This window comes from [Haemophilus] ducreyi (genome assembly GCF_900109315.1).
Lineage (GTDB): Bacteria > Pseudomonadota > Gammaproteobacteria > Enterobacterales > Pasteurellaceae > Haemophilus_B > Haemophilus_B ducreyi.
The window spans coordinates 101,008-126,161 of the sequence record NZ_FOJC01000003.1 but is presented as its reverse complement, the minus strand read 5'-3'; the positions used below and the strand labels follow the sequence as shown (position 1 = coordinate 126,161).

The following is a 25,154-nucleotide window of genomic DNA, read 5'->3' as shown; positions in this document are numbered from 1 at the left end:
TTAATTTATATAATGTGTCGTACAGTTTTATAAGCTAAAATGAAAAAAGGCTATTCAGTTGAATAGCCTTATTAATTGAAAGTAAGCCGTGCTAGAGTGAGTTAAAAAAGATAACAATAATAATAATTGGGATTACAAATCGAACATAATTAAACCAAATGGTCGTCAGTGTTTTATTGGCGCCAAGCTCGGCTTTCGCTTCATCTTTCAATACATAACCAACAAAAATGGCGCTTCCTAATGCGGTTAAAATAAATAGAATATTACCGCTAATATAATCAAAAGCATCAAAAATACTTTTGCCCATAATAGTGATATCTTTCCAGATATTATCACCTAGTACAGATGGGATATTACCGATTAAAAATGTGCTACTGAGTGTGATTCCAATGGCAGTTTTGCGACTGATTTTGGTTTTCTCTTGTAATGCCGTGATAATGACTTCATAAATAGTGAGAGAAGTGGTTAGGGCAGCAACAATTAATAAACTAAAGAAAATAATAGCGAAAATCGTCCCGCCCCACATATTTGAGAAGACGATCGGCAAACTTTGGAAGACAAGTGTTGGGCCTGAGTTTGGTGCAACCCCAAAGCTGAATAAAGACGGGAAAATCATAAAACTAGCTAAGACAGCAATAAAGGTATTCATTATGCCGGTGATTGTGGCTGTTTTAATGAGGTTTTCATTTTTATCTAAATAACTTGATAGCGTGATTAGTACCCCAAAACCTAAACTTAATGCAAAGAACACTTGGCCAAGTACAAAAACAAATAATTTTGGAGTAATTTTAGAAAAGTCCGGCATTAAGTAAAATGAAATGCCATCAGTTGCACCGGGTAATGTTACATTTCGAACGACCATGACAAGTAAAAAGATAAATAAAATAGGCATTAAATATTTTACTGAACGTTCAATGCCATCTACAATGCCTTTCGTCAGAATAAAGAAATTAATTAATACAAATAGTGCTGCATAGCAGAGGATTGTGATAGGACTATTTTGGATACTGTTTTGATAATATGCTGTAGTTGTTTCAACCGTGATTGGTGATGATAAGTCTAAATTACCACTGATTAAACTGCCAATATAATTCAGTACCCAGCCACCTAGTACCATATAGTAAGATAAAATACCAAAAGCACCGAGTAAGCCCATATAGCCAAGAATTTTCCAACCAGAAGCAATATTTTTGCCATTAGCTTGGCCTGAAAATGCATCAATGACGTTTACTTTCATACGACGACCAATTACATTTTCAACTAAAATCATTGGGATTCCAATCACAATCATTGCGATACAAAATAAAAATACATAAGCACCCCCACCATTTTCTCCTACGAGGTAAGGAAAACGCCAGGTTGCGCCAAAGCCGACCGTCGCACCTGCAACAGTCATTATATAAGCCAATCTATTTGACCAAGATTGGCGTTCTACAGTTTGATTTGCCATTATTACTCCCAAGTCTGGCTAAATAAAAGAATTGCCGCTAAAAAGCGGTAATATTTTAATAAATTTTAGTTCAGTAATGATTAGCTAAAAAGTGCTAAAAGTTCGTTCACTTTGATCCGAGATTTCGCATTTTTGCCAATAGAACGTTGCACTTTGATTTTTTTTATTTGAGCACCGTGATAAATTTTACGTGTGAAAGCGGTATCATGGTTAGAGATCAGTACCGGAATTTGTTTTTGTTGTGCTTGCTTTGCATGCTTTGCCAATAATTCTTGTTGGGCTAGGCTAAAGCCACCGCTAGCATAGTGAGTAAAATTGCTTTCTTGTTCCAATGGAGCATAAGGCGGATCGCAATAGACAATATAATTATCAGGGTTTTGGTAAATATACTCAAATATATGCTCGAAGTTAGCACAAATGAATTGTGCTTTTTGGGCTTTGGCAGCAAAGAAACGTAATTCCTTTTCTGGGAAATAAGGTTTTTTATAGCGCCCAAAAGGAACATTATATTCGTTTTGTTTATTGTATCGGCAAAGCCCATTAAAACCAAAGCGATTTAGATAGAGAAAAAGCACCGATCGATGAAAAATATCAGTAGAATGATTAAATTCTTGACGTTTTGCATAATAATATAGTGCAGTATTGGCATTAGGTGAAAGAAAAATGAGTTTACTTTGAGTAATGTACCGCTCTACATCTTGTTTAATCGTGTTAAATAGATTAATCAGATCAGGGTTAATGTCTGCGAGTAAATAACGATCATAATGCGTGTTTAAAAATACTGAACCTGCACCAACAAAAGGTTCAACGAAACAAACCCTCTGAGTTGACTGAGGGGGTAGGAATTTTCGTATTTCTATGGAAAGCCGGTATTTTCCGCCCGCCCATTTTAAAAAAGCACGTTGGTTATTGTTCATTCAAAATTAGTGTTGTGTGAAGCGTTGAATCGCTGTCAGAATTTGTTGTTCTGTTGCTTCAGTTGTTATATAAGCTTGACCAAATGATTTTAGAAGAACAAGGCGTAATTGTCCGTTTAATACTTTTTTATCTCGCCACATATAAGGTAAATATTGATCAGCTGTCATTCCATCGGGAGAAGTAGTGGGTAAAACAGCGTGGGCTAACAATTTTTCTAGTCGAGCGAGCTGATCTTCCGTTAAATTGCCTAATATTTTTGATAATTTAGCCGCTTCTAGCATACCAACAGCAACACTTTCGCCATGTAACCAAGTACCATAACCTAAATGTGCTTCAATTGAATGACCGAAAGTATGCCCAAAGTTGAGAAGTGCGCGTTTACCTTGTTCAGTTTCATCTTGTGCAACGATCGCCACTTTTAATTGACAACAGCGTTGGATACAATGTGCTAATGTTTCTGGATCTAATTGCATTAATTGATCAATATGTTGCTCTAGCCATTCAAAAAAGTGGCTATCAAAAGCAACGCCGTATTTAATCACTTCTGCTAGCCCGGCGCTGACTTGGCGTTTTGCCAGTGTATTTAGTACTTGTGTATCAATAATCACGGCAGCAGGTTGATAAAACGCACCAATCATATTTTTGCCTAATGGGTGATTAATCGCAGTTTTACCACCAATAGATGAATCAATTTGTGCTAATAACGTGGTGGGGATCTGTATAAAGCGAACACCGCGTTGATACGACGCAGCCGCATAACCGGTTACATCACCAATTACACCACCGCCGAGTGCGACTAATGTAGTATCGCGATGATGATCATTTTCCAATAAAGCGGTAAAAATTTGGTTCAACGATTCAAAAGTTTTGTATTGCTCACCATCAGCGAGTAAGACCGTATCAACTTTACAACCTATTGTGATTAGCGTGTCACGGACTGTAGCAAGATAATATTGTGCTATAGTTGGGTTAGAAACAATCATCACATTATCACCAGCTTTTAGTGGTGCATAACTTTGAGGATTGGTAAGTAATCCTTGACCAATCTTAATGGGGTAATGATGATGTTTTAATTCAACATTAACTTGCAGCATGTTTTATTACCTTATTGTAAATTATCAATTAGCTCAATGATATGCGTAGCTACGACTTTAGCACTTTGTTTGTCAGTTTGGAGGGTAATATCTGCGATTTCTTCATAAAGTGGATTACGTTCTTTCGCGATAGCTTCTAATATTTTACGCGGATCTTCTGTTTGTAAGAGCGGACGTTTTTTATCTCGTTGTGTACGCTCAAACTGTTTATCTACCGTTGTTTCTAAATAGATAACAATTCCACGTGCCGACAAAGCATTACGGTTTTCTTTTGATAAAACAGATCCACCACCGGTAGAAAGGACAATACCTTGTTGACCTTTAGTTAATTCATTAATAATACGTTCTTCACGTTTACGGAAACCTGCTTCACCTTCAATATCAAATATCCAATCAATGCTTGCGCCAGCGCGTTCTTCAATAACTGCATCGGAGTCAATAAAATCCATGTTTAACATCTGGGCAAGCTGACGACCAATAGTGCTTTTGCCTGCACCCATAGGACCAACTAAGAAAATATTACGTTTTTCAGCCATTATTTCTTCTTCATTTTTAGAAATTAATTTAACAATTCGATTTGTGGAAAAAAATGACCGCTAATGCCTTTGTTCCAACCTTAAATGGAATGGCAAGCGGTCCGTTTTGCGAAAAATTCTGATTTTCCGATGGAATAAAAATAGATAAAGTACCACAAATCGCCCAAAATAAAATTAGTACGATTATCGCAAGAAACCACACTTAATTTCAACCTACTAAGCCGCTATAAATTTAAAATTTTGCATTATTTTAAAATAATTCACTACTTGTTGTAGGACTCGTTCCTTCTGGTAGAAAACTAGGGCTTTCTTGTCCTTGCAGACCATCAGGAATTTGATAAGCTTTTTCGACAATATATTTTTTTGTCGGTTCAGTGCCTTTAATAAAGTATTCCGTTAAATGATCACCTAAAAAGCCTGTCGTGGCATCAATTTTAGCTTCAATAATGTTCGGTGGTATTGGCGAGATACGTTCTTTTTTATCAGCTAGTGCGACTTTCATATATTTAATCCAAGCTGGCATTGCTGTTTTTGCACCCGCTTCACCTTTACCTAAATCCCGTTTATTGTCGTCAAATCCAACATAAACAGTAGTAACAATATTAGCACCAAAACCAGCATACCAAGTAACTTTGGAATTATTCGTTGTGCCTGTTTTACCGCCAATATCTTTACGTTTAAACGCATTTGCAATTGCTCTACTTGTACCATACCAGGTTTGTCCAGGTTCACCATAAATTGCACTATTTAATGCGCTACGCATTAAGAAAGCAAGCTCTCCACTGATAACCCGCGGGGCATAGCGCATACTTGCATCATTTTGGATAGACTCTGTCATCAAACTTGGCGCCTGAGGTTTAATTGTGGTTGCAATTTCAGGTTCCTGATCATCTTCAATTTGGGTATTGTTTGCTGTTGGATTAGCATTTAATTCATCAATTTCTGCTCTTAATTGATCTTCATCGTGAATTTTAACACCATCAAAATAGGTGGGGTCTTGGTATGCTAAACCAATGTTATCGCATTCTAAGCAAGCTAATGCAGGATTTGCTTTAAATAATTCATTGCCTTGGTTATCTAAAATACGATCGATAATATAAGGCTCAATTAAATAGCCACCATTATCAAATACAGCATAGGCACGAGCCATTTCAAGCGGTGTAAAAGAGGCTGCACCTAGCGCAAGTGCTTCTGTTGCCATAAACTGATCTGGATTAAAGCCAAAACGACTTAAATAATCTGCTACATAATCTACACCTGACATTTGTAATGCCCGAATAGCGACCATATTTTTTGACTTACCTAATGCAACACGTAAACGTAAAGGACCTTCGTAACGTTTATCGGCATTTTTAGGCTCCCACGGTTTTTGTCCTTGTTTATTAATCGTGATGGGTGTATCACTTAAGGTCGTAGAAAGGCTTAAACCTTTATTCATTGCAGCAGCGTAAATAAAAGGTTTAATCGATGAACCAACCTGTACTAATGATTGTGTTGCACGATTAAAACGGCTTTGTTCAAAACTAAAACCACCTACAATTGCTTCAATTGCACCGTTATCACTGTTAAGTGAAACTAATGCTGAATTGACTTCAGGAATTTGCCCTAACAACCATTCCTTTTTTTTACCTTGGTAAATCCAAATTTGCTCACCTAAGTGTAAGCTAATTTCTTTGCCAAATATTGCATTTGCTTTTTTCAATTCAGCTTTATCGCCATTAGGTAACATAATCGTGTAGCTATTTTTATTGATCCCGATAATCGCTGCACCAATAAAAGGTTCTGAATGTGGCAATTTGCTTAAATGTTCAATGATTTTTTCATCATCCCAAGCATTACCCGTCCACAGTATTTCAGCACCACGCCAGCCATGACGGCGGTCATAATTAATTACATTTTCACTTAATGCGTCTTGCGCGGCTTTCTGATCGGTAGAGAGTACCGTGGCATAAACTTTAAAACCTTTATTATAAGCAACATCTTCACCGTAGCGTTTGACCATTTCCTGACGGATCATCTCGGTCACATAATCAGCACGAAACTCTAGTGCAGTGCCATAGAACATCGCAGTAACTGTTTCAGCTTTAGCTTGTTCATATTGCTGTTGAGTAATTTTACCGACCTCTAACATTCTACCTAATACGACATTCCGGCGTTTTTCTGCGCGTTTAACGGAATAGAGCGGATTCATCGTAGAAGGTGCTTTAGGTAAGCCAGCAATAATCGCAATTTCACCGAGGGTTAATTGATTTAAACCTTTGCCAAAATAAGTTTTTGCTGCTGCGGCTACGCCATAGGAACGATAGCCTAAATAAATTTTATTGAGATAAAGTTCAAGGATCTCTTCTTTACTTAGCACGTGTTCAATTTCAAGCGCTAAGATAGCTTCTTTTATTTTACGTTCTAAATTACGTTCAGGCGTTAAAAAGAAATTACGTGCTAATTGTTGAGTAATGGTACTTGCGCCTTGAGTATCTCCTTGGCTTGAACGCCATACAGCACGAATAATCCCTTTTGGATCTACGCCTTTATGTTCATAAAAACGTACATCTTCAGTGGCAATAATGGCATCAATTAACGTTTGCGGTATCTCTGCTAATTTAACAGGGATTCGGCGTTGTTCACCCACTTCACCAATTAATTTGCCATCGGCAGTAAAGATTTGCATAGGTTGCTGTAATTCAACCGTTTTTAATGTTGATACATCCGGCAAACTTTGTTTGATATAAATATATGTAAGTCCTAGAGCGACTCCTCCTAAAATAATGCAGGAAAGAATTGCACTTAGTATTATTTTTGCGATCTTCATCGAAAAATTCTCTTTGGATAAATGACGAAATAAAAATTTATAGCCAAAATAGGCTTAACAAAACGTTAAGTATAAGCTAAAAATGCTGAAAAAACTGCTTAAAAAACACTTATTTTTGGGAGATAACAGCTATAAATGAATATCTTTAGCAAAATATACAAGAAAGAAACAAAAAAACGGCAAATTGGTCTTGCCGAAAATGCTGAGTATTGCGTTGTCTACCAAAATAGCGATCAAATAATCGCTGATTGGCATATTAAACCTTTTAATCTTCAAGCGTGGTTAACGCAAACGATTCCATTTGATGAAGTCGCTACATTTATTCGTCCGATTCCATTTAGCTATATTTGGCGTAAATATCTCTTTTTTCCACTCAATCTGGATAAAAATATGCTTTACCGTCAGCTATTGCACATTTTACGGCAAGAATTACCGCTTAATTTAGAAGAAATTTATTTTGATTATCAAATTTTTCCGCTAACTGATGATGGATTACAAAAAGTGATTGTTTATGCTGTTCGTAAGCATTATGCGGACAGTTTAATTTGTATGCCAAATACTATTTTAGACTGTGAATTACTTTGTTTTGCTCGAGGCATGGACTATCTAATGGCGGATAACGACACAAAAACGCATGTTGATTATGTAATGAATGACACATTATTCCGCTTTTCAGGCAAAGAGATTGAGGTTGAAAAAGGGGCTGAAAAGCCATTACCTTTAGTCTTTTCTGACGATATTCTAGACCCTCATTTGTATATTACAACGGTTGGAGGCGCTTTATGGAAAGGTGTGGTGTAAATTTAACCGGGCAGAAAGTAATTGAATGGCGAAGAACAACACTCAAAAATATATCTTTGATTTTAATAATGCTGTTATTGAATTTATTTATTGCAATATTGTTTTCTATTCGAACCTTACAAATTGATAAACAAAATAGACCGATTATTACGCAAAATCAACAGGCTGAAAATGAAATAAATAAGCTGATGCAAAAAATTAATTTGTTAAAGTATAATGGTAATCATCTCAAACAGTCTTATTTAAAAACAAAAGAAATACAGTATTTTATACAATTAATTAATAATTTACCCTTACGTCAAGGCGGTATTGAATGGGTGCATCTAGAAAACAAAAATAAACCTATATTAAAGATGACAGGAAAGTTGGCTCAGCAACAAGCATTCGGCGCTTTGGAAAATTATTTGGCAGGGCAAGTTAATTTAATATTGACGATTGATGATTTCCATATTAATGAAAATAAACAAGTTGAATTTAGTTTAAATGTTGAGTGGCAAGAGTAGCGTAATGAATTGGTTAACTAAATATTATTTATATCCTAATAGCTTTGTTTTCAGCATGGCAGAGTTTATGGAGAAATATTTAAAATGGATCTTAATTTCTTTAGTTGTTTTTATTTTAAGTTATCCAATCACTGCTTATGTTAAGCATTATCAGCAAGCGGTTGAATTACAGCAAGAAAAAGCAAAATTATTGAACCAGCTAACACAATATAACAAGTTATATCGTTCAATTAAGGAACATAATCAACAACTACAACTGCAAGATAGCCAAATTAGCCATATCAATCAACAGCTACAAACCGTGTTAGACAGTGAAAAAATGAAGTTAGCACAAATTCAATGGAGCTTAGACAGTGGTAAAGTTGTTTATTTATCTGCTAGCTAACAAGTAAAGTCCGTGTTTAACTTTATTGAGAAGATTAATCAACTAGGCTATCTGAAATTTAAAGAATTAGAATTAATTAAACAGAATGAGAATAATTTATTACAGATTAATGCTACTTTGTTAGTTAAAGGAGAATAGTAATGAGGAAATCGAGTAATCTATTTTTATTTTTCACGATGTCGTGTATTGCCGATCCCTTTTATGGAGATGTCACAAAAAATAGAGATAAAGTAATAATAGAAAATAATGTTTTAACGGAAAATATTACGCCCTGTGCATTACCTAATACGTTATCAAATATTAGTTTGCCTGTAAAATTTGAACAATTAAAATTGATTGGTGTATTAAAGAAAGGTCAGCAGGCTAAAGCAATTTTAATTAATGATAAAAAACAGATTTTCTATTTAAAAGTTAATGATTTTTTATTAGACGAGCATATACAAATAACTCGCATTGATTTGAAGTCGCTACATTATATTGATTGGCATAAAGAGAAAGATTGTCAACATCCAAAAGAAAATGTGATGAAGTTATAAGGAATTACGATGAGAATACTTTTTTCTTTATTCTTTTTATTTCATTATCATTATTAGCACAACCGTTATCGCTGTCTTTAAAAAATGCACCTACTGCAGAAATATTAAGTTATTTGGCTGAAGAAAATATGAAAAATATCGTATTGAGTGATCAAATAGACAAAAATACGACTCTTAGAATTGAAAATAGTCATTTTGATGAAATTATTGAAAGTATTGTGCGTGCTAATCAATTATCAAAACGAAAAGAAAAACAAATTTATTTTATCGGGCATTTAAAAGAAGATAAGGCAATAGATAATGATGATAAGCCTAAGTTAATCACTCAAACTATTAAGTTGGATTATGCTAAAGCTTCAGAAGTGATTGAATCTCTTACCAAAGGTAATGGTAATGTATTGTCAGAACAAGGGTATTTATATTTTGATGAGCGAAGTAATAGCTTAATTATAAAAGATAGTCCTGATTCAATGAAGCATATTTTGGCATTAATAAAAAATTTAGATAAGCCAACAGAACAAATTGCAATTGAGGCTAGAATTGTGACGATTAGTAGTCAAGATTTACAAGAACTTGGTGTCCGTTGGGGAATGTTTTCTCCTTCTGACGATTATCATAAGGTGGCCATTAGTTTAGAAACTAAGGGTTTAACAACAGCAAATCATTTAAATGTTAACTTCCCGGTAAATAATGCAACTTCACTTGCTTTGCAAGTTGCAAGAATTAATAGTCGCGTATTAGATTTAGAATTAACGGCATTAGAGCAAGAGAATAATGTAGAAATTATTGCTAGCCCTCGTTTACTGACCACTAATAAAAAGCCTGCAAGTATTAAACAAGGCGCTGAAATTCCTTATGTATTGTATAATCGTAAAGATGAAGTAAAAAATATTGAATTTAAAGAAGCTGTATTAGGATTACAAGTTACACCGCATATTTCGGCGGATAATCAAATTTTATTAGATCTAGTGGTTACACAGAATTCACCAAATTTAAATAATACGGCAGTGAATGGTTTAATTACGATTGATAAACAAGAATTGAATACTCAAGTATTTGCTAAACATGGTGAAACCATTGTGCTTGGCGGTATTTTTCAACATTTGACTGCAAAAGGTGAAGATCGTGTGCCTATTTTAGGTTCAATTCCTGTTCTTAAGAAGCTATTTAGCCATTCCACAGATAAAATCACTAAGCGTGAGCTTGTCATTTTTGTCACGCCTTATCTAGTGCAAGATAAATATAAAAAATAGTAATTTTCTATCATTTTAGTTTAAAACTGCAATATTATAGAAAAATATGTTAAAATTCACTACTTCTCATTGTAACGAAGTAACGAGCTAAAGTGTTTGGCTTATGTATTGATTAGCTGATGACTTATCATCAGCTTTTTGCTCTTTATGATATAAACTCAGAGGTTTTATGAAAGTTTCTCCACGCCGACGTGCAAGAGAATGTGTGGTACAGGCACTTTATTCTTGGTACATTTCACAAAATAGCATAGAAGAAGTTGAATTAGCATTTGTGACGGATCAAGATATGAAAGGGGTTGATTTACCGTATTTCCGTAAATTATTACGTGGTACAGCATTATATGTTGAAGCAATAGATCATGATATTAGGCCCTATTTAGATCGAATGGAGAATGATGTTGATCCAATTGAGCGGACGATTTTACGTTTAGCGACCTATGAATTAAAATATGAATTAGATGTGCCTTATAAAGTCGTTATTAATGAAGGTATTGAAGTTGCAAAAGTATTTGGATCGGATGATAGTCATAAATATATTAATGGTATTTTAGATAAATTAGCACCCGCATTAGGTCGTAAATAGTGATATAAGGTAAGCGAAAGCTTGCCTTTTTGTTTTGAAGTTTACAAAGGAAAATTATGGGTGAATTTGATCTAATTAAACGTTATTTTAACCGCCAATCACCGAAATTTAGTGTTGAACTTTCAATAGGTGATGATTGTGCTATTGTTGCTCATCAAGCAGATACAAGAATTGCGATTAGTACTGATACACTTGTGGCAGGTAGCCATTTTTTAGCGAATATATCGGCCGCGGATCTTGCGTATAAAAGCATTGCGGTTAATTTAAGTGATTTGGCGGCAATGGGAGCCAAGCCTGCTTGGATTTCATTAGCATTAACGCTTGATAAGGTTGATCACGATTGGTTGGCGGAATTTAGCCATAGTTTATTTGCAATATTAGATCGTTATCAGACCACTTTAATTGGCGGAGATACTACTCGAGGCCCTTTGGCGTTGACGATTACCGCACAGGGGCTCTTGCCAAAATTAGATGCATTATTACGTCAGAATGCGAAAGAAGGCGATTGGATTTTTGTTTCTGGCACCATAGGAGATAGCGCAGCTGGTTTGGCTTTATTATTAAGTGGTCGTAAAATTTTAGAAGATGATGACTGCTATTTAGTGCAACGTCATTTACGCCCAACGCCACGTGTTGAGCTTGGTTTAGCATTACGATCTTTTTCGCGTTGTGCGATTGATATTTCAGATGGCTTGTTAGCAGATTTGAACCATATTCTTGAATCTAGTCAAGTGGGTGCAGAAATTTATCTAGAGCATTTGCCACTTTCAACGCCGTTACTTAATCGCAATAATCGTGAACAAGCAGAACAATTTGCGCTAACCGGTGGTGAAGATTATGAACTTTGTTTTACGGTAGCAGATGATAAACGGGCGGAAATGGAACAAGTTTTACATTCACAAGGTATGAAGGTTGCTTGTATTGGTAAGATTGTTGCGGTTAAAAATGGAATGCGATTGTTTAAGCATGGACAGCCTGTTGCTTGTCCTACTCAAATAGGTTTTGATCATTTCAATGAATAAAATAAAAAAAATTAATTTAAAAAATCCAATTCATTTTTTAGCGGTCGGTTTTGGTGCGGGTTTAATTAAACCTGCACCGGGTACTTGGGGATCGCTTATTGGGCTTGTCGTGGCTATTTTATTATGGAATTTGACCGCTTCATCGCTATTTTTCATTATGTTAAGTACGATCTTATTTATTGCGGGTTGCTATATTTGTCGTCAAACAAGCGATGATCTAGGGGTTCATGATGATGGGCGGATTGTATGGGATGAGATAGTCGCCATTTTGTTGATGTTTGCTTTTTTACCTGAATATAATATGACCGCATATTTAATGGCTTTTGTTAGTTTTCGTTTTTTTGATATCGTAAAGCCTTACCCTATTCGTTATTTTGATGAAAAATTAACAACTGGTTTGGGTATTATGTTTGATGATTTACTTGCAGCCATTTATGCATTAATTTTGTTACATTTTATTTATTATTTTATTTAAGGGAAGCAAATGCTCACAATTATATTAGTTCATTTAGTTGGGTTGGCTAGTCCTGGACCTGATTTTTTTTATGTGGTTCGGCGTTCTGCAGGCCATTCTACTAAAGCGGGTTTTTTAGCGGCTATTGGTACTTCAATTGGGAGTATTTTTTGGGCCAGTTTTGCTATTTTTGGTTTAGCTTGGTTAAGTAATAGTGCTGGTACGGTTTTTCAGCATTTTATTATGTTGGCAGGTGGCATTTATTTAGCGTATTTAGGTTCAGTGATGGTGTTTTCTGTTAAGCAAGCGGCTTTTGATCATCAAAAAATAGTTGTAACACCATTAAAAATGTGGACTGAGGTAAAAAAAGGATTATTGATTAATCTTGCTAATGCTAAAGCCGGTATTTATTTTACTAGTGTGATTTCTGTATTTATGGCCAAATTTAATCAAGTATCCGATCTCTTTTTATTGTTATTTTTATTTGTTATTTCAACGTTACTTTATTTTGGTTCAGTGGCAATGTTATTCTCACGTAAACCTGTTCAAGCATTGTATTCAAAATATAATCATTATATTGAGAATATTGCGGGGATGATTTTTATCTTATTTGGCTTATTTTTGTTTTATACTGGTATCAAGAGCCTATAGTTCAAAAAAAGCTTACTGTATTTAGCCGTAAGCTTTTTGTTAGATTGGGTGAATATAATATTAAATAAGGTGGGTTTGATACCATTGATTTAACAGGATACCTGCGCTGACCGTAACATTTAAGCTACTGTTGAGTAGATTCTCAAACGAAAGTTGAACAGTAGTATCGTTTGGATATGAAATATCTTGTGTGGGAATTTCATTTAAGACAAAGACTACTTTGGCAGCTAAAGTTGTTTTAGCTAATGAAGGTGCTTGCTTATTGCGCGTTAGATGTACTATTTGATAGCCTGCTTGGCGTAATTGCGTTAAGGCAATTTCTTTATGTTTACTTTCAAGCGGGCGAATAAATTCTAGTCCACCTTCTGCAACACGTGCTGCGGCACTAGCGTGTAAAGTATCACTGTTTTCTACAATAATTCCTTTTACGTTATAGAAAGCACAAGTACGCATAATTCCACCAATATTTTGCGCATTATGAATATTATCGAGTAATACTAAGCAGTCACGTTTGCGTGGAATGTTTAAATAGCCTTCCAAAATAAAGGGGGTAGATTTTTTAACTAATAAACAGATATCGCCGTGATGTGGTGTACCCGTTACCCGTTCCATTTCTATACGATCGACAATATGATAGGCTTTTTTCTGATTAGCTAAATAGCTTAACTCATCAGCTAATTTTTTCGCGCCTTCCACGGTTGCCCATAATCGCACAATTGCTTGTGGACGTTGCTGAAATACACTAAGGCAAGCATTCTCACCATATATCTTCATTTCTTCTGCCCGATTTTTTTTAATTTTTTCTGGCGCGCGCGGTGATAAAGGCCCTGTTTTTTTCTCCGTGGATAATTTATTATTTTTGACATTGATTTGCACTTTGCCTGTGCCATTTGCTTTACGTGCTTCAGTGGGATAGCTGAATGTATGCGATTTTGCTTCGCTCTTCTCTTGTTTAGCATCACGAGTACGCGTTGAAAAACCGTTTTCATTATTGAAATGGTGCGTTTTAGTACGGAATTTATGTGGTTGCGACTCATTTACGGTTTTAAATTGTGGCGTATTTTTATTGGTTTTTATTTTCATATTGGTGTTCCTTCGTAAATATTGCATTTATTATAGAGTATTGTATTTGGGAAAAGCGGTTTTTTTTGTAAAAAACTTTGGGAAACTGACCGCTTTTTATTTCTTTATTTACTGACTTTCTTTATAATCATTCGTCATTTTATGTTCTTTAAAATTTGGTGGAATTATGAACCCAATGTTAAACATTGCTATTCGTGCAGCACGAAAAGCAGGCAATATTATTGCAAAAGGCTATGAGCAAGCGATCATTGAAACAGAAGTTGTTCAAAAAGGTATAAATGATTATATAACGGATATTGATAAAGCGGCTGAAGCGGCAATTATTGATGTTATTCGTAAATCTTATCCTGATCACGGAATTATCTGTGAAGAAGCGGGCATTTTGGCTGGAAAAAATGAGAATGTACAATGGGTGATTGATCCATTAGATGGCACAACTAATTTCGTGAAGCGTTTACCTCATTTTTCTGTATCGATTGCAATCCGTGAAAATGGCCGTACTACGGTAGGTGTCGTATATGATCCTATTCGTAATGAGCTTTTTACTGCGGTACGTGGTGAAGGTGCAAAATTGAATGAATTCCGTTTACGTGTAAATGCAGAGCGTCGTGATTTAACCGGTGCTATTCTTGCGACAGGTTTTCCATTCAAATCCTCGCAACATCGTGTTGCCCATTTAAATATGCTAGAAGCATTAGTGAATAATGGCGTTGCAGATTTCCGTCGCACTGGTTCAGCAGCATTAGATCTGGCGTATGTAGCGGCAAATCGAGTAGATGGTTTTTTTGAGATTGGTTTAAAACCTTGGGATTGTGCAGCGGGCGATTTAATTGCGCGTGAAGCGGGCGCTATTGTGAGCAATTTTGTAGGCGGTACTGATTATTTAAAATCAGGCAATATTATTGCAGGCCAATCACGAGTTGTGAAAGAAATTTTAAATTATATTCAGCCAACATTAACGGCAGATCTTAAAAACTAATTTTTATTGCGGAATAAGTTATTGTTATTCAATGTAACAATCTTATTCCGTAATAATTTAAAGAAAACATTATGCAAAATAAATATCCTCTGTTAAGCCAAATTGATTCACCTGAAGATTTACGTTTACTTGGAAAAGAAGATTTATCCGCTTTAGCGAATGAGTTACGAACTTATTTATTGGATTCAGTAAGCCAAACGAGTGGGCATTTGGCCTCAGGTTTAGGCGTTGTTGAGTTGACAGTTGCTTTGCATTATGTTTATCATACACCTTTTGATCAACTGATTTGGGATGTTGGTCATCAAGCCTATCCGCATAAAATTCTTACCGGTCGCCGTGATCAAATGCATACTATTCGCCAAAAAAATGGTATCCATCCTTTTCCTTGGCGAGAAGAAAGCCCTTATGATGTGTTAAGTGTTGGTCATTCTTCTACTTCCATTAGTGCAGGTTTAGGGATTGCAGTTGCTGCACAAAAAGAGAATGCTGGTCGTAAAACGGTTTGTGTTATTGGTGATGGTGCTATTACTGCTGGAATGGCGTTTGAAGCGATGAATCATGCTGGTGCATTACACACTGATATGTTAGTGATCTTAAATGATAATGAGATGTCAATTTCTGAAAACGTTGGCGCATTGAATAATCACTTGGCGCGTATTTTTTCAGGATCACTTTATACAAGTATGCGTGATGGTAGTAAAAAAGTCCTTGATAAAGTGCCGACTATCAAAAACTTCATGAAAAAAAGTGAAGAGCATATGAAAGGTGTGATTTTTTCGCCCGATAGTACGCTATTTGAAGAACTTGGCTTTAATTATATTGGGCCTATTGATGGGCATAATATTGAAGAGTTAGTGAAAACATTGACAAATATGCGGGAATTGAAAGGTCCACAATTTTTACATGTCCGCACTAAAAAAGGGAAAGGCTATGAACCGGCTGAAAATGATCCTATCAGTTATCATGGTGTACCTAGGTTTGATCCAGCATCGGGTAAATTACCACAATCAAAAATAGTGCCGACATATTCTGATATTTTTGGTAATTGGTTATGTGAAATGGCAAAAAATGATGAAAAGATCATTGGTATTACACCTGCTATGCGTGAAGGCTCGGGAATGGTTGAGTTTTCAAAACGTTTTCCTACACAATATTTTGATGTGGCAATTGCCGAGCAACATGCGGTCACTTTTGCAGCAGGACTAGCTATTGTGGGTTATAAACCAGTAGTGGCAATTTACTCAACTTTTTTACAACGTGCTTATGATCAATTAATTCATGATATAGCTATTCAAAACTTACCGGTAATTTTTGCAATTGATCGTGCGGGTGTTGTGGGTGCAGATGGCCAAACTCACCAAGGCGCATTTGATTTGAGTTTTATGCGTTGTATTCCTAATATGACCATTATGTGTCCAGCGGATGAAAATGAGATGCATCAAATGCTTTATACTGCTTATAAAATGCAGACACCAACGGCGATTCGTTATCCACGTGGTAATGCACGCGGCATCGCGTTACAACCAATGGCAGAGTTAGCAGTCGGTAAAGCAAGAATCATTCATCAAGGTAAAAAGGTGGCTATTTTGAATTTTGGCGCATTATTAAGTGAAGCGCAAGAAGTGGCCATTTCACATAATTACACCTTAGTGGATATGCGTTTTGTTAAACCATTAGATAAAACACTGATTAGTGAATTAGCCGATTCACATAGTTTATTGGTGACGTTAGAAGAAAATGCTATTCAAGGCGGAGCAGGCAGTGCAGTAAATGAATATTTACAACAAATAGGCAAAATTAAACCGCTTGTGCTGATTGGGCTTCCTGATATGTTTATACCGCAATCAACTCAACAAGAGAGTTATGCTGATTTTGGTTTAGATGCAAAAGGGATTGAGCAGAAAATTAAATTAGCATTATCATAAATAATAATGCTTATCGAAAGATGAGCTTATTACCAATCATCATTTGCTTTTTGAAGTAAAGTGCCACTTTCTTTTAAGAACTGTTTTGAATAATCACCAAACCATTTATGTACTTTATTAAAAGTTTCAATAAAGGTTGTTTTATCATTATTTAAAAAGAATGCTAAGCTCGTTTCATAGGTTTCTTGAAGGGATTTTAAAACGGCTAAATTTTCAGGCTTATTGGAAATGATATCGGCATATAAACTGCCATCTTGAGCAAACAATCGACCGACCATCGCTAATTCTAAATGGTAAATGGGGGAAGAGAGAGTAAGTAATTGCGATAATTGTATTGGCTGTTTCGATAAGTGTAAGCCCATTGAAAACGTTGCGAAATGGCGTAGTGCTTGTATATACGTCATAGCTTGATCGTGTTCTTCTGCTTCAATAACTTCAATTTTTGCACCCCAAATCCGTATTTGTTCAAGTAGCCATTCATATTGGTCAGCAAAACGCCCAGGACAGTATAAGACAACTTGTTTTGCCATATTAGGAATATCAGGACCAAACATTGGATGTAAGCCTATTACTGCGCCGCGATGGACAGCTAACATTTTTTTGAGTGGAGCGGTTTTTACTGAAGTTAGATCTGCCAAAAGCATATTGGGAGTCAGATAGGGTGCTAAGCATTCTAGGGTTTCTAGAGTGCTTGCAATAGGCACACAAACAATAATTACATCACTATTTGCAATAATTTGTTCAGCATTAGGCCAATCTTGTTGGTCGAGTATTTCTATATAATAACCAGATTGCTTCAGGAAAGATCCAAATAACCCGCCTAGCTTACCTCTTCCGCCGACAATAACGATTTTTTTTATAAGAGGGTTAGTTTTTTTAAAGCCAAATTTATTTTCATTAACATAAGATTCTCGCATCACTCTTCTTAAGATATCTTCGATAAAATCGCTTGAAATGCCTAACTTTTCAGCATATTGTCGGCAATTAGCCAGTACAGTGACTTCTCGATCAGGGGTATAAATAGGTAGACCGTCTTCATATTTCACTTTGCCGATTTGTGTAACAATTTTTAAGCGTTCGCTAAGTAATTCAATCAGCGCTTGATCTATTTGATCAATTTTACGGCGTAAATGAGTGAGTTGGTGCATATCAGTTTAGGCATCAAGATTAATATTACTGAAAGGAAGATGGGGGATTTCTTAATTTTGCAGCGAAGTTGAGAAGTATATGTTCAGTGGTTTGCCAATCAATACAAGCATCTGTAATGGATATGCCGTATTTCATCTCTTGGAATGATTGTTCAGAGGGCTGATTACCCGCATTTAAATGGCTTTCAATCATTAAGCCGATGATCGATCGGTTACCTGCCAATAATTGCGTCAGTACATTTTCTGCAACTGCAGGTTGACGTGTGTGATCTTTATTTGAATTACCGTGGCTACAATCAATCATTATGGCTTCTTCTAAACCTGCGTTACGTAATGCAGTTTCACATTCCATTACATATTTTTGTTCAAAGTTAGGTTTTTTACCGCCACGTAAAATCACGTGCCCATCAGGATTTCCTTTAGTATTTAATAAATTGACCTGTCCATTTTGATTGATACCAATGAAACGATGCGGTTGTGCGGTAGATTGCATGGCGTTAATCGCCACAGCTAGGCCGCCATCAGTGCCATTTTTAAAGCCAACGGCCATAGATAAACCAGAAGCTAATTCGCGATGTGTTTGTGATTCAGTCGTTCTTGCTCCAATCGCTGACCAGCTAAAAAGATCTGCTAAATATTGTGGTGTCATTGGATCTAGTGCTTCTGTGGCTAGTGGTAAGCCTAGTTCAGTTAAATCTAAGCACAATTTACGTGCAATGCGTAAACCGGCTTCAACATCAAAAGTGCCATCTATTTGTGGATCGTTAATTAAGCCCTTCCATCCTACGGTGGTGCGCGGTTTTTCAAAATATACCCGCATTACAATATAAAGTTGATCGCTTACTTGGTCGGCTAATTTTTTTAGTTTTTGGCCATACTCTAATGCGGCAGAGATATCGTGAATAGAACAAGGTCCGATGATAATAAGTTTACGTGGATCTTTTTTATGAATAATCGCGGCAATTTTTTGGCGTGATTTTTCAATTTGCTTACGTAAATGATCGGGTAATGGAAACTCAGTTTTTAGTTGTTTTGGAGTAAGTAATACTTTTTCAGTAGAGATATTTACATTATGTAAACTATCTTGATTTGCTACAGAATCCACCTTTATTTCCTTGTATAAAATTTTTGATACATTATTATTTTATAATTTTAAGTTAAGAGTTTCAACTATTTTTTGTTTGACCGCTTCAACAGTAATACGCTGCATTAATTTTTCGCCTTTTTTACTTTTAGCTTTAGTTGCCCAAGCAAGTTTATCCCAAGAGGTGCCGTAATAGTCTAGAATTGCTTCATCATAGACAGAAATTACATTCGCTTGATCAGAATAAGGTGCAGTTCTGCGAGGGTTATGAATGGCATATAAGCCGATTACACGAGTATGTTGGGTGGTGGCAATATGAGCGACTCCCGTATCAGGTGCAATAACAAGATCAACTTGTTTAATTAAAGCCGCAAGCTGTTTTAATGTTGTTTTTCCTGTGGTGTTGATCACCTTAGGCGCTAATTGTTTGATTTGGTTGGCAGTAGCGCATTCGTAATCAGTTGGTGAGCCGACAATAATCACATTAATATTTTGATCAGTTAGCCATTTTGCAATTTCAGCATTAGAGGCGATATCCCAGTCTTTTTCAGTTTTGCTAGAACAAGGCGCAATCACAACATTTTGTGTATGTGGATTTAAAAATTGATTACTGTAAGCAAGATCTGTTGAACTAACGGGTAAATGCCATCTTGGTGTAAGATCAGTAACGCCAATGGCTTTTGCAAACATCATCTGTCCATCTAATACGTGTGGAGAAGCGGTCATTTCTACTTGAGAATCGACAAATAGTGATTGCATTTCTCTTGCGCGATCTTTATTAAAACCAATTTTGTGAGTTGCTTTTATTCCTATTGAAAGCATTGAAGCACGTAATGCGGTTTGCATATTGAGTAAGAAATCAAATCGCTTATTTTTTAATTGTTTCCAAAGTGTAATAATTCCTTGCCAACCGCTTTTTTTATCGTAAGGGATAAGTTCAACATTGTGAATGCCTTGCATTAAATGTGCTTCTGTTTTGCCTATAATCCAACTGATCTTGATATCAGGATATTGGCGTTGTATAGCTTGAATGACTGCAAGGGTATGGCATACATCACCTATGGCAGAAAGGCGTAGAATACAGATATTAAGCGGTGGTTTTTTCATTAGAATTGACGATCCTATACTATGTTGTAATGGCTAATGAGTTTGGTGATAGTAAAAAACCCACGTTGGCACGTGGGTTGCGGTATTTAAATATGAAATTTATTCCACTTTTAAAATTCGACAAGTATTAGTACCGCCATCTTTTGATTCGCTACCTTGTGTTAATAAGACTAAATCACCGGTCATTAAATAGCCTTTTTCTTTGAGCAATGCAATACCTTTTTTAGCCCCTTCGATTGTACGGCTTTCTTCGTTATAGTATACGGGCGTTACACCACGATAAAGTGCAGTGCGATTTAATGCTTGTTGATTACGTGATAGCGCATAAATTGGTAAGCCAGAACTAATACGGCTCATTAATTTTGCCGTTTCACCGGAGTGAGTCAATGCAATGATTGCAGAAACGCCTTCTAGATGGTTAGCCGTGTACATCGCAGACATTGCAATGGCTTCATCAATGGCGGCGAATTTGCCTTGCATGCGGTGGCGAGAAATATTAATACTTGGCATAGTTTCTGCACCTAAACAGACTTCTGCCATTGATTTAACAGTTTCTACAGGGTAATCACCGCTTGCAGTTTCGCCTGACAACATTACGGCATCAGTGCCATCTAACACGGCATTAGCCACATCCATTACTTCAGCACGTGTTGGCATTGGTTTCTTGATCATTGATTCCATCATTTGAGTTGCGGTGATCACTACACGGTTTAACTTTCTTGCACGACGAATTAATCGTTTTTGTACGCCAACTAATGCAGCATCACCAATCTCAACACCTAAGTCACCACGTGCAACCATCACCACATCAGCACCTAAAATGATATCGTCCATTGCTTCTTCAGTTGCTACAGTTTCAGCACGTTCTACTTTTGCAACAATTTTGGTATCTAAGCCCGCTTCTTCTGCTAATTGACGTGCATGGTGTAAGTCTTGACTAGATTGTGGAAATGAAACCGCTAAATAATCTACACCGATACGCGCAGCTAATTTAATATCTTCTTTATCTTTTTCCGTTAGTGCAGGAGCAGATAAACCACCGCCTAACTTATTAATGCCTTTATTATTTGATAAAGGACCACCAAGCGTGACTTCAGTATGTACTTTAGCACCCTCTACAGAAATAACTTTTAATTGTACATTACCATCATCTAATAAAAGGATATCACCGGGTACGACATCGTTGGGTAAGTTTTTATAATCTAAACCGACCACTTGTTGATCCCCTTCACCACGTGGTAAATCAGCATCTAAGGTAAATTTATCGCCTATGTTTAAGAAAATTTTTCCTTCTTTGAACGTTGATACACGAATTTTTGGACCTTGTAAGTCACCTAAAATAGCAACATGTTTACCCAAGCGCGCAGCTATTTCACGAACTTTATTTGCTCGTTCAATATGGTCTTCAGGCACGCCGTGTGAGAAGTTCATACGAACCATGTTTGCTCCTGCGGCGATAATTCTTTCCAAATTATTGCTACGATCAGTTGCAGGCCCCATTGTACAAACAATTTTGGTTCTTCTAAGTTTTCTAGACATGTATTGCTCCGTAATTTATTGATAATAATTAAAAATTCTTTTCACATAGGCTTGTAACTGCTGTAAACGTGTAGCATTATACGCCTAAATGAATGAACTTTAAACAAAAATGAGGTGTTGATGAATATTTGGATTATGCGCCATGGTGAAGCAAGCTTTAATGCAACTTCAGATAGTCAACGCTCACTCACGCCATTAGGGCAACAAATGGCGGAACGGCAAGGCAGATGGTTAGCAGAACGGTTACAAGCACAACAGCAAATATTAGATAAGATTTTGGTGAGTCCTTTGTTACGAACTCAACAAACTTTGACCTATATCAATAAAGGAATGCAAGCGATTAATTTTAGTCAAAATTTGTCTGAGTTAGTTGGAATTTGGCAAGGAATTACCCCGTCAGGCAATCCGGATAATGTTAAAAATTATTTAACCTTTTTATATGAAATAGGCTATAAAAATGTTTTAATTATTTCGCATCTTCCATTAGTGTACGATTTAGTTTTATCGATAACCTGTCAACAAAGCCATATTCATTTTTATCCAGCCGTGATAGCAGAAATAGCTTGGCAATCTGATTTTGGTACGCTTGTTGTGACACAAAAGCCTTAGTTTTTGTATGAATGAATAATTATTTAATTATTTTAATTTTTTTTAATTTGTCGAATAAATAGGCTTCCAAAAAATCAAAAAAGTGCGTATTATATGCGCCTGAATATCAGCATATGCTGACAATTAGATGATATAAACAAGTACGGTTTTTTTAGCCGTACTTTTTATTTGGATGATCCATAAAAAAGCTGCTTCAATTTTAATCACTTATGTAAGAGAGGTAATATGCGAATCGGGCAATATGAGATAAATAGTCGTATTTTTCTCGCACCTATGGCAGGCATTACTGATCAACCTTTCCGGCGTTTGTGTTCACAACTTGGAGCAGGATTAATGTTTTCTGAAATGATGTCTACTAATCCTGATGTTTGGCATACAGAAAAGTCGCGCTTGAGGCTTGCTCATCATGCTGAAATCGGTATAAACGCGGTGCAAATTGCAGGTTCGGAACCGACAGAAATAGCTGAAGCTGCAAAAATAAATGTAGCATATGGAGCACAAATTATTGATATTAATATGGGCTGCCCTGCGAAAAAGGTAAACAAAAAAATGGCAGGTTCTGCTCTTTTACGTGAACCTCAATTAGTTGCACGTATTTTAGATGCGGTAGTAAATACTGTTGATGTGCCAGTTACATTAAAAATTAGAACAGGTTGGGATAAAACGCATAAAAATTTTTTGCAGATTGCCAAGATTGCTGAAAAAGCGGGAATATCTGCATTAACCATTCACGGTCGCACTCGAGATTGCCTTTTTAATGGACAGGCAGAGTATGAAAGTATTAAAGCGGTGAAACAAGCAGTTTTTATGCCGATTATTGCTAATGGAGATATTACTTCTCCACAAAAAGCAAAAGATGTTCTTGATTATACAGGTGCAGATGCAGTGATGATTGGTAGAGGGAGTTTCGGACGCCCTTGGTTGTTTCAAGAACTGAAACAGTTTTTAGAGGCGGGTGACATTATTGATTTATCAATCGATGAAAAATGTCAATTGATGTTGAAGCATATCGAAGATCTTCATCATTTTTATGGTGAACAAAAAGGTTATCGAATTGCACGTAAACACGTTGGTTGGTATTTAGATCAATTAACGCCAGGCTCAAATTTTAAACGTACTTTCAATGCATTAAGTTCAACAACAGAACAATTGATAGCATTGAAAGATTTGGTCAAATCGATTCGTTAGAATCCTTGTTTAAGTTGGATAGAGGACAATGTTAGAACAACAACCTGCACAAAACCCATTAATGGTATCAATGCTGAATGCACAAGCACAGCAAGTAAATAAGCCACTTCGTGATAATGTGAAAGCGGCATTAAAAAACTATTTATCTCAATTAAACGGTGAAGATCCAACAGAATTATACGAATTAGTATTATCTGAAATTGAACACCCGATGTTAGATATGGTGATGCAATATACACGAGGTAATCAAACCCGTGCGGCAACGATGCTTGGTATTAACCGCGGTACATTACGTAAGAAGTTAAAGAAATACGGTATGGGCTAAATGCTTAACAAGGTTAATCAATAAAAAAAACTCATCGGCAAGAGTGAAGTTTTTTGTGTGTGATATTTATAAATAAGCGCACTCATTTGCTATTTTTTTGCAAATAAGTGCGCTTTATTATTAGGATTATTGAATTTTTAATTTTTTGCCGACAACAATATGATTGTTTTGGATTTTATTTAATTTACTCAATTTATCAGGCGTAGTGTTATATAAACGGGCAATCGAATAAAGCGTTTCATTTTTTTGCACAATATGATAGCCATTATTCAATTTACCATTTTCTTTGTTGGCCGTTGCTGTTGATTGGGTTGTTGAAGTTGATTTTGGGGCGCTATCTTTTTTAGGCGATGGTTTAACTTCTTTTTTGTTATTTTCTTTCATCTTGTTTATATTAGGGTGATATGCCCAATAAGTATTTAAGCCTTTATAAATAGCTTGTGCGATTTTGCGTCGATAAACTGGACTGGCTAGTTGTTTTTCTTCAATTGCATTAGATAAAAACCCTGTTTCGACTAAAATTGAGGTGATATCTGGCGAACGTAAGACGCTTAAACTTGCGTGTTGAGGCGTTTTTTTAGCAAGTGGAGTAACTTTTTCAAGGTAAGATAATACGGCTTTACCTAATTCATAACCCGAACGTTGTGAATGAGAAAACTGTAAATCCAATACGGTTTGATTAAGATAACGTTCATTTTTATTAGATAATAATGAGCCTGCACCGCCGAGTAATTCTGATTGCTTTTCGTGATCTTCTAACCATTTACCCATTTCATTGCTAGCGCGTCTATTTGATAACACCCATACTGAAGCACCTTTTGCACTATTTGAGCTAGGTGATGAGTCTGCGTGAATAGAGACAAATAAATTGGCTTTATTTTTTCGTGCTATTTCAGTCCGTTGTGATAGTTGAATAAAAGAATCATCATTACGTGTCATTATTGCCTTAAAGTGAGGATCGGCGTCCAATAATGCTTTTAATTCTTTGGAAATAGCTAAGGTAACATTCTTTTCTTGAATACGAAGATTTTGACCGATAGCACCTGGATCTTTACCGCCGTGGCCTGCATCAATGACGACCACCATTTTTGCATAACCGGTCAGACTAAAACATAAAGTAAATAAACTCGTTATAATATATTGTGCTAATTTCTTCATATTATTCCTCGTAT

General features: G+C 36.0%; 25 protein-coding genes. 14 read left to right on the top strand and 11 right to left on the bottom strand.

Annotation, left to right across the window (positions count from 1 at the left end):
• Window positions 1-91 precede the first annotated feature (91 nt).
• From BMX01_RS02830 to BMX01_RS02810, 5 genes are all read right to left on the bottom strand, one after another.
• Complete coding sequence (locus tag BMX01_RS02830) at window positions 92-1,450, bottom strand: sodium-dependent transporter (protein ID WP_064082615.1); 1,359 nt, start codon at window positions 1,448-1,450, stop codon at window positions 92-94.
• 80 nt (window positions 1,451-1,530) lie between these two features.
• Window positions 1,531-2,367 (bottom strand): Dam family site-specific DNA-(adenine-N6)-methyltransferase, encoded by an 837-nt coding sequence (locus BMX01_RS02825; RefSeq protein ID WP_064082616.1) that lies wholly within the window; start codon window positions 2,365-2,367, stop codon window positions 1,531-1,533.
• A gap of 6 nt (window positions 2,368-2,373) precedes the next feature.
• On the bottom strand, window positions 2,374-3,462 hold the full coding sequence (aroB, locus tag BMX01_RS02820) for a 3-dehydroquinate synthase (protein ID WP_064082617.1): 1,089 nt from the start codon (window positions 3,460-3,462) through the stop codon (window positions 2,374-2,376).
• An 11-nt stretch (window positions 3,463-3,473) separates the two neighbouring features.
• Complete coding sequence (gene aroK, locus BMX01_RS02815; RefSeq protein WP_064082618.1) at window positions 3,474-3,998, bottom strand: shikimate kinase AroK; 525 nt, start codon at window positions 3,996-3,998, stop codon at window positions 3,474-3,476.
• 250 nt (window positions 3,999-4,248) lie between these two features.
• Window positions 4,249-6,807 carry a penicillin-binding protein 1A gene (locus tag BMX01_RS02810; protein ID WP_064082619.1) on the bottom strand — a complete coding sequence of 853 codons (2,559 nt, stop codon included), beginning with the start codon at window positions 6,805-6,807 and terminating at the stop codon, window positions 4,249-4,251.
• Window positions 6,808-6,942: 135 nt separating this feature from the next.
• On the opposite strand from BMX01_RS02810, the gene BMX01_RS02805 reads away from it, so the two are divergent.
• The 9 genes from BMX01_RS02805 to BMX01_RS02765 all read left to right on the top strand — a co-directional run bounded on the left by BMX01_RS02805 (window position 6,943) and on the right by BMX01_RS02765 (window position 12,995).
• Window positions 6,943-7,608: a type IV pilus biogenesis protein PilM gene (locus tag BMX01_RS02805; RefSeq protein WP_064082620.1), complete on the top strand. Its 666-nt coding sequence runs from the start codon at window positions 6,943-6,945 to the stop codon at window positions 7,606-7,608.
• Window positions 7,590-8,111: a hypothetical protein gene (locus BMX01_RS02800; RefSeq protein WP_064082621.1), complete on the top strand. Its 522-nt coding sequence runs from the start codon at window positions 7,590-7,592 to the stop codon at window positions 8,109-8,111. Before BMX01_RS02805 ends, BMX01_RS02800 begins: the two co-directional genes overlap by 19 nt.
• A 67-nt stretch (window positions 8,112-8,178) precedes the next feature.
• A complete protein-coding gene (locus tag BMX01_RS02795) occupies window positions 8,179-8,496 on the top strand; it encodes a hypothetical protein (protein WP_143413414.1) in 318 nt (105 codons plus the stop codon).
• A gap of 140 nt (window positions 8,497-8,636) precedes the next feature.
• Window positions 8,637-9,032 (top strand): hypothetical protein, encoded by a 396-nt coding sequence (locus tag BMX01_RS02790; RefSeq protein ID WP_064083238.1) that lies wholly within the window; start codon window positions 8,637-8,639, stop codon window positions 9,030-9,032.
• Window positions 9,033-9,061: 29 nt separating this feature from the next.
• Window positions 9,062-10,285, top strand: coding sequence for a type IV pilus secretin PilQ (gene pilQ, locus BMX01_RS02785; RefSeq protein ID WP_231087463.1), 1,224 nt, complete (start codon window positions 9,062-9,064; stop codon window positions 10,283-10,285).
• 169 nt (window positions 10,286-10,454) lie between these two features.
• The gene (nusB, locus tag BMX01_RS02780; protein ID WP_064082624.1) at window positions 10,455-10,868 is read left to right on the top strand and encodes a transcription antitermination factor NusB; all 414 of its coding nucleotides are present in this window, start codon (window positions 10,455-10,457) and stop codon (window positions 10,866-10,868) included.
• Window positions 10,869-10,924: 56 nt separating this feature from the next.
• The gene (gene thiL, locus BMX01_RS02775) at window positions 10,925-11,890 is read left to right on the top strand and encodes a thiamine-phosphate kinase (RefSeq protein ID WP_064082625.1); all 966 of its coding nucleotides are present in this window, start codon (window positions 10,925-10,927) and stop codon (window positions 11,888-11,890) included.
• 1 nt (window position 11,891) lies between these two features.
• Window positions 11,892-12,365, top strand: coding sequence for a phosphatidylglycerophosphatase A family protein (locus BMX01_RS02770; RefSeq protein WP_064083425.1), 474 nt, complete (start codon window positions 11,892-11,894; stop codon window positions 12,363-12,365).
• A 9-nt stretch (window positions 12,366-12,374) separates the two neighbouring features.
• A complete protein-coding gene (locus tag BMX01_RS02765; RefSeq protein ID WP_064082626.1) occupies window positions 12,375-12,995 on the top strand; it encodes a LysE family transporter in 621 nt (206 codons plus the stop codon).
• Between the two features lie 60 nt (window positions 12,996-13,055).
• Here the strand turns inward: BMX01_RS02765 and BMX01_RS02760 are convergent, their stop codons facing one another.
• Complete coding sequence (locus BMX01_RS02760; protein ID WP_064082627.1) at window positions 13,056-14,078, bottom strand: TrmH family RNA methyltransferase; 1,023 nt, start codon at window positions 14,076-14,078, stop codon at window positions 13,056-13,058.
• A gap of 166 nt (window positions 14,079-14,244) precedes the next feature.
• Between BMX01_RS02760 and suhB the strand changes: the two genes are divergently transcribed.
• Complete coding sequence (suhB, locus tag BMX01_RS02755; protein ID WP_064082628.1) at window positions 14,245-15,057, top strand: inositol-1-monophosphatase; 813 nt, start codon at window positions 14,245-14,247, stop codon at window positions 15,055-15,057.
• Between the two features lie 71 nt (window positions 15,058-15,128).
• On the top strand, window positions 15,129-16,982 hold the full coding sequence (dxs, locus tag BMX01_RS02750; RefSeq protein WP_064082629.1) for a 1-deoxy-D-xylulose-5-phosphate synthase: 1,854 nt from the start codon (window positions 15,129-15,131) through the stop codon (window positions 16,980-16,982).
• Between the two features lie 29 nt (window positions 16,983-17,011).
• On the opposite strand, the gene tyrA is transcribed toward dxs, so the two are convergent.
• The 4 genes from tyrA to pyk form a co-directional block, all read right to left on the bottom strand.
• Window positions 17,012-18,130, bottom strand: a complete 1,119-nt coding sequence (gene tyrA / locus BMX01_RS02745; protein WP_074647724.1) for a bifunctional chorismate mutase/prephenate dehydrogenase — start codon at window positions 18,128-18,130, stop codon at window positions 17,012-17,014.
• 25 nt (window positions 18,131-18,155) lie between these two features.
• Window positions 18,156-19,235 (bottom strand): 3-deoxy-7-phosphoheptulonate synthase, encoded by a 1,080-nt coding sequence (locus BMX01_RS02740; RefSeq protein ID WP_064082631.1) that lies wholly within the window; start codon window positions 19,233-19,235, stop codon window positions 18,156-18,158.
• 39 nt (window positions 19,236-19,274) lie between these two features.
• The gene (locus tag BMX01_RS02735; protein WP_064082632.1) at window positions 19,275-20,321 is read right to left on the bottom strand and encodes a glycosyltransferase family 9 protein; all 1,047 of its coding nucleotides are present in this window, start codon (window positions 20,319-20,321) and stop codon (window positions 19,275-19,277) included.
• Between the two features lie 99 nt (window positions 20,322-20,420).
• Window positions 20,421-21,860, bottom strand: coding sequence for a pyruvate kinase (gene pyk / locus BMX01_RS02730; RefSeq protein ID WP_064082633.1), 1,440 nt, complete (start codon window positions 21,858-21,860; stop codon window positions 20,421-20,423).
• Between the two features lie 120 nt (window positions 21,861-21,980).
• Between pyk and sixA the strand changes: the two genes are divergently transcribed.
• The 3 genes from sixA (at window position 21,981) to fis (ending at window position 23,982) form a co-directional block, all read left to right on the top strand.
• On the top strand, window positions 21,981-22,469 hold the full coding sequence (gene sixA, locus BMX01_RS02725) for a phosphohistidine phosphatase SixA (protein ID WP_064082634.1): 489 nt from the start codon (window positions 21,981-21,983) through the stop codon (window positions 22,467-22,469).
• 225 nt (window positions 22,470-22,694) lie between these two features.
• A complete protein-coding gene (gene dusB, locus BMX01_RS02720) occupies window positions 22,695-23,657 on the top strand; it encodes a tRNA dihydrouridine synthase DusB (RefSeq protein WP_064082635.1) in 963 nt (320 codons plus the stop codon).
• Window positions 23,658-23,685: 28 nt separating this feature from the next.
• The gene (fis, locus tag BMX01_RS02715; protein ID WP_064082636.1) at window positions 23,686-23,982 is read left to right on the top strand and encodes a DNA-binding transcriptional regulator Fis; all 297 of its coding nucleotides are present in this window, start codon (window positions 23,686-23,688) and stop codon (window positions 23,980-23,982) included.
• Window positions 23,983-24,108: 126 nt separating this feature from the next.
• On the opposite strand, the gene BMX01_RS02710 is transcribed toward fis, so the two are convergent.
• The gene (locus BMX01_RS02710; RefSeq protein WP_064082637.1) at window positions 24,109-25,140 is read right to left on the bottom strand and encodes an N-acetylmuramoyl-L-alanine amidase; all 1,032 of its coding nucleotides are present in this window, start codon (window positions 25,138-25,140) and stop codon (window positions 24,109-24,111) included.
• Window positions 25,141-25,154: the final 14 nt, after the last annotated feature.

Excerpts from the sequence above, each read along its gene's own strand:
- BMX01_RS02830 (WP_064082615.1), bottom strand. The coding sequence starts at position 1,450 with ATGGCAAATCAAACTGTAGAACGCCAATCTTGGTCAAATAGATTGGCT.
- BMX01_RS02825 (WP_064082616.1), bottom strand. The coding sequence starts at position 2,367 with ATGAACAATAACCAACGTGCTTTTTTAAAATGGGCGGGCGGAAAATAC.
- aroB (WP_064082617.1), bottom strand. The coding sequence starts at position 3,462 with ATGCTGCAAGTTAATGTTGAATTAAAACATCATCATTACCCCATTAAG.
- aroK (WP_064082618.1), bottom strand. The coding sequence starts at position 3,998 with ATGGCTGAAAAACGTAATATTTTCTTAGTTGGTCCTATGGGTGCAGGC.
- BMX01_RS02810 (WP_064082619.1), bottom strand. The coding sequence starts at position 6,807 with ATGAAGATCGCAAAAATAATACTAAGTGCAATTCTTTCCTGCATTATT.
- BMX01_RS02805 (WP_064082620.1), top strand. The coding sequence starts at position 6,943 with ATGAATATCTTTAGCAAAATATACAAGAAAGAAACAAAAAAACGGCAA.
- BMX01_RS02800 (WP_064082621.1), top strand. The coding sequence starts at position 7,590 with ATGGAAAGGTGTGGTGTAAATTTAACCGGGCAGAAAGTAATTGAATGG.
- BMX01_RS02795 (WP_143413414.1), top strand. The coding sequence starts at position 8,179 with ATGGAGAAATATTTAAAATGGATCTTAATTTCTTTAGTTGTTTTTATT.
- BMX01_RS02790 (WP_064083238.1), top strand. The coding sequence starts at position 8,637 with ATGAGGAAATCGAGTAATCTATTTTTATTTTTCACGATGTCGTGTATT.
- nusB (WP_064082624.1), top strand. The coding sequence starts at position 10,455 with ATGAAAGTTTCTCCACGCCGACGTGCAAGAGAATGTGTGGTACAGGCA.
- thiL (WP_064082625.1), top strand. The coding sequence starts at position 10,925 with ATGGGTGAATTTGATCTAATTAAACGTTATTTTAACCGCCAATCACCG.
- BMX01_RS02765 (WP_064082626.1), top strand. The coding sequence starts at position 12,375 with ATGCTCACAATTATATTAGTTCATTTAGTTGGGTTGGCTAGTCCTGGA.
- BMX01_RS02760 (WP_064082627.1), bottom strand. The coding sequence starts at position 14,078 with ATGAAAATAAAAACCAATAAAAATACGCCACAATTTAAAACCGTAAAT.
- suhB (WP_064082628.1), top strand. The coding sequence starts at position 14,245 with ATGAACCCAATGTTAAACATTGCTATTCGTGCAGCACGAAAAGCAGGC.
- dxs (WP_064082629.1), top strand. The coding sequence starts at position 15,129 with ATGCAAAATAAATATCCTCTGTTAAGCCAAATTGATTCACCTGAAGAT.
- tyrA (WP_074647724.1), bottom strand. The coding sequence starts at position 18,130 with ATGCACCAACTCACTCATTTACGCCGTAAAATTGATCAAATAGATCAA.
- BMX01_RS02735 (WP_064082632.1), bottom strand. The coding sequence starts at position 20,321 with ATGAAAAAACCACCGCTTAATATCTGTATTCTACGCCTTTCTGCCATA.
- pyk (WP_064082633.1), bottom strand. The coding sequence starts at position 21,860 with ATGTCTAGAAAACTTAGAAGAACCAAAATTGTTTGTACAATGGGGCCT.
- sixA (WP_064082634.1), top strand. The coding sequence starts at position 21,981 with ATGAATATTTGGATTATGCGCCATGGTGAAGCAAGCTTTAATGCAACT.
- dusB (WP_064082635.1), top strand. The coding sequence starts at position 22,695 with ATGCGAATCGGGCAATATGAGATAAATAGTCGTATTTTTCTCGCACCT.
- fis (WP_064082636.1), top strand. The coding sequence starts at position 23,686 with ATGTTAGAACAACAACCTGCACAAAACCCATTAATGGTATCAATGCTG.
- BMX01_RS02710 (WP_064082637.1), bottom strand. The coding sequence starts at position 25,140 with ATGAAGAAATTAGCACAATATATTATAACGAGTTTATTTACTTTATGT.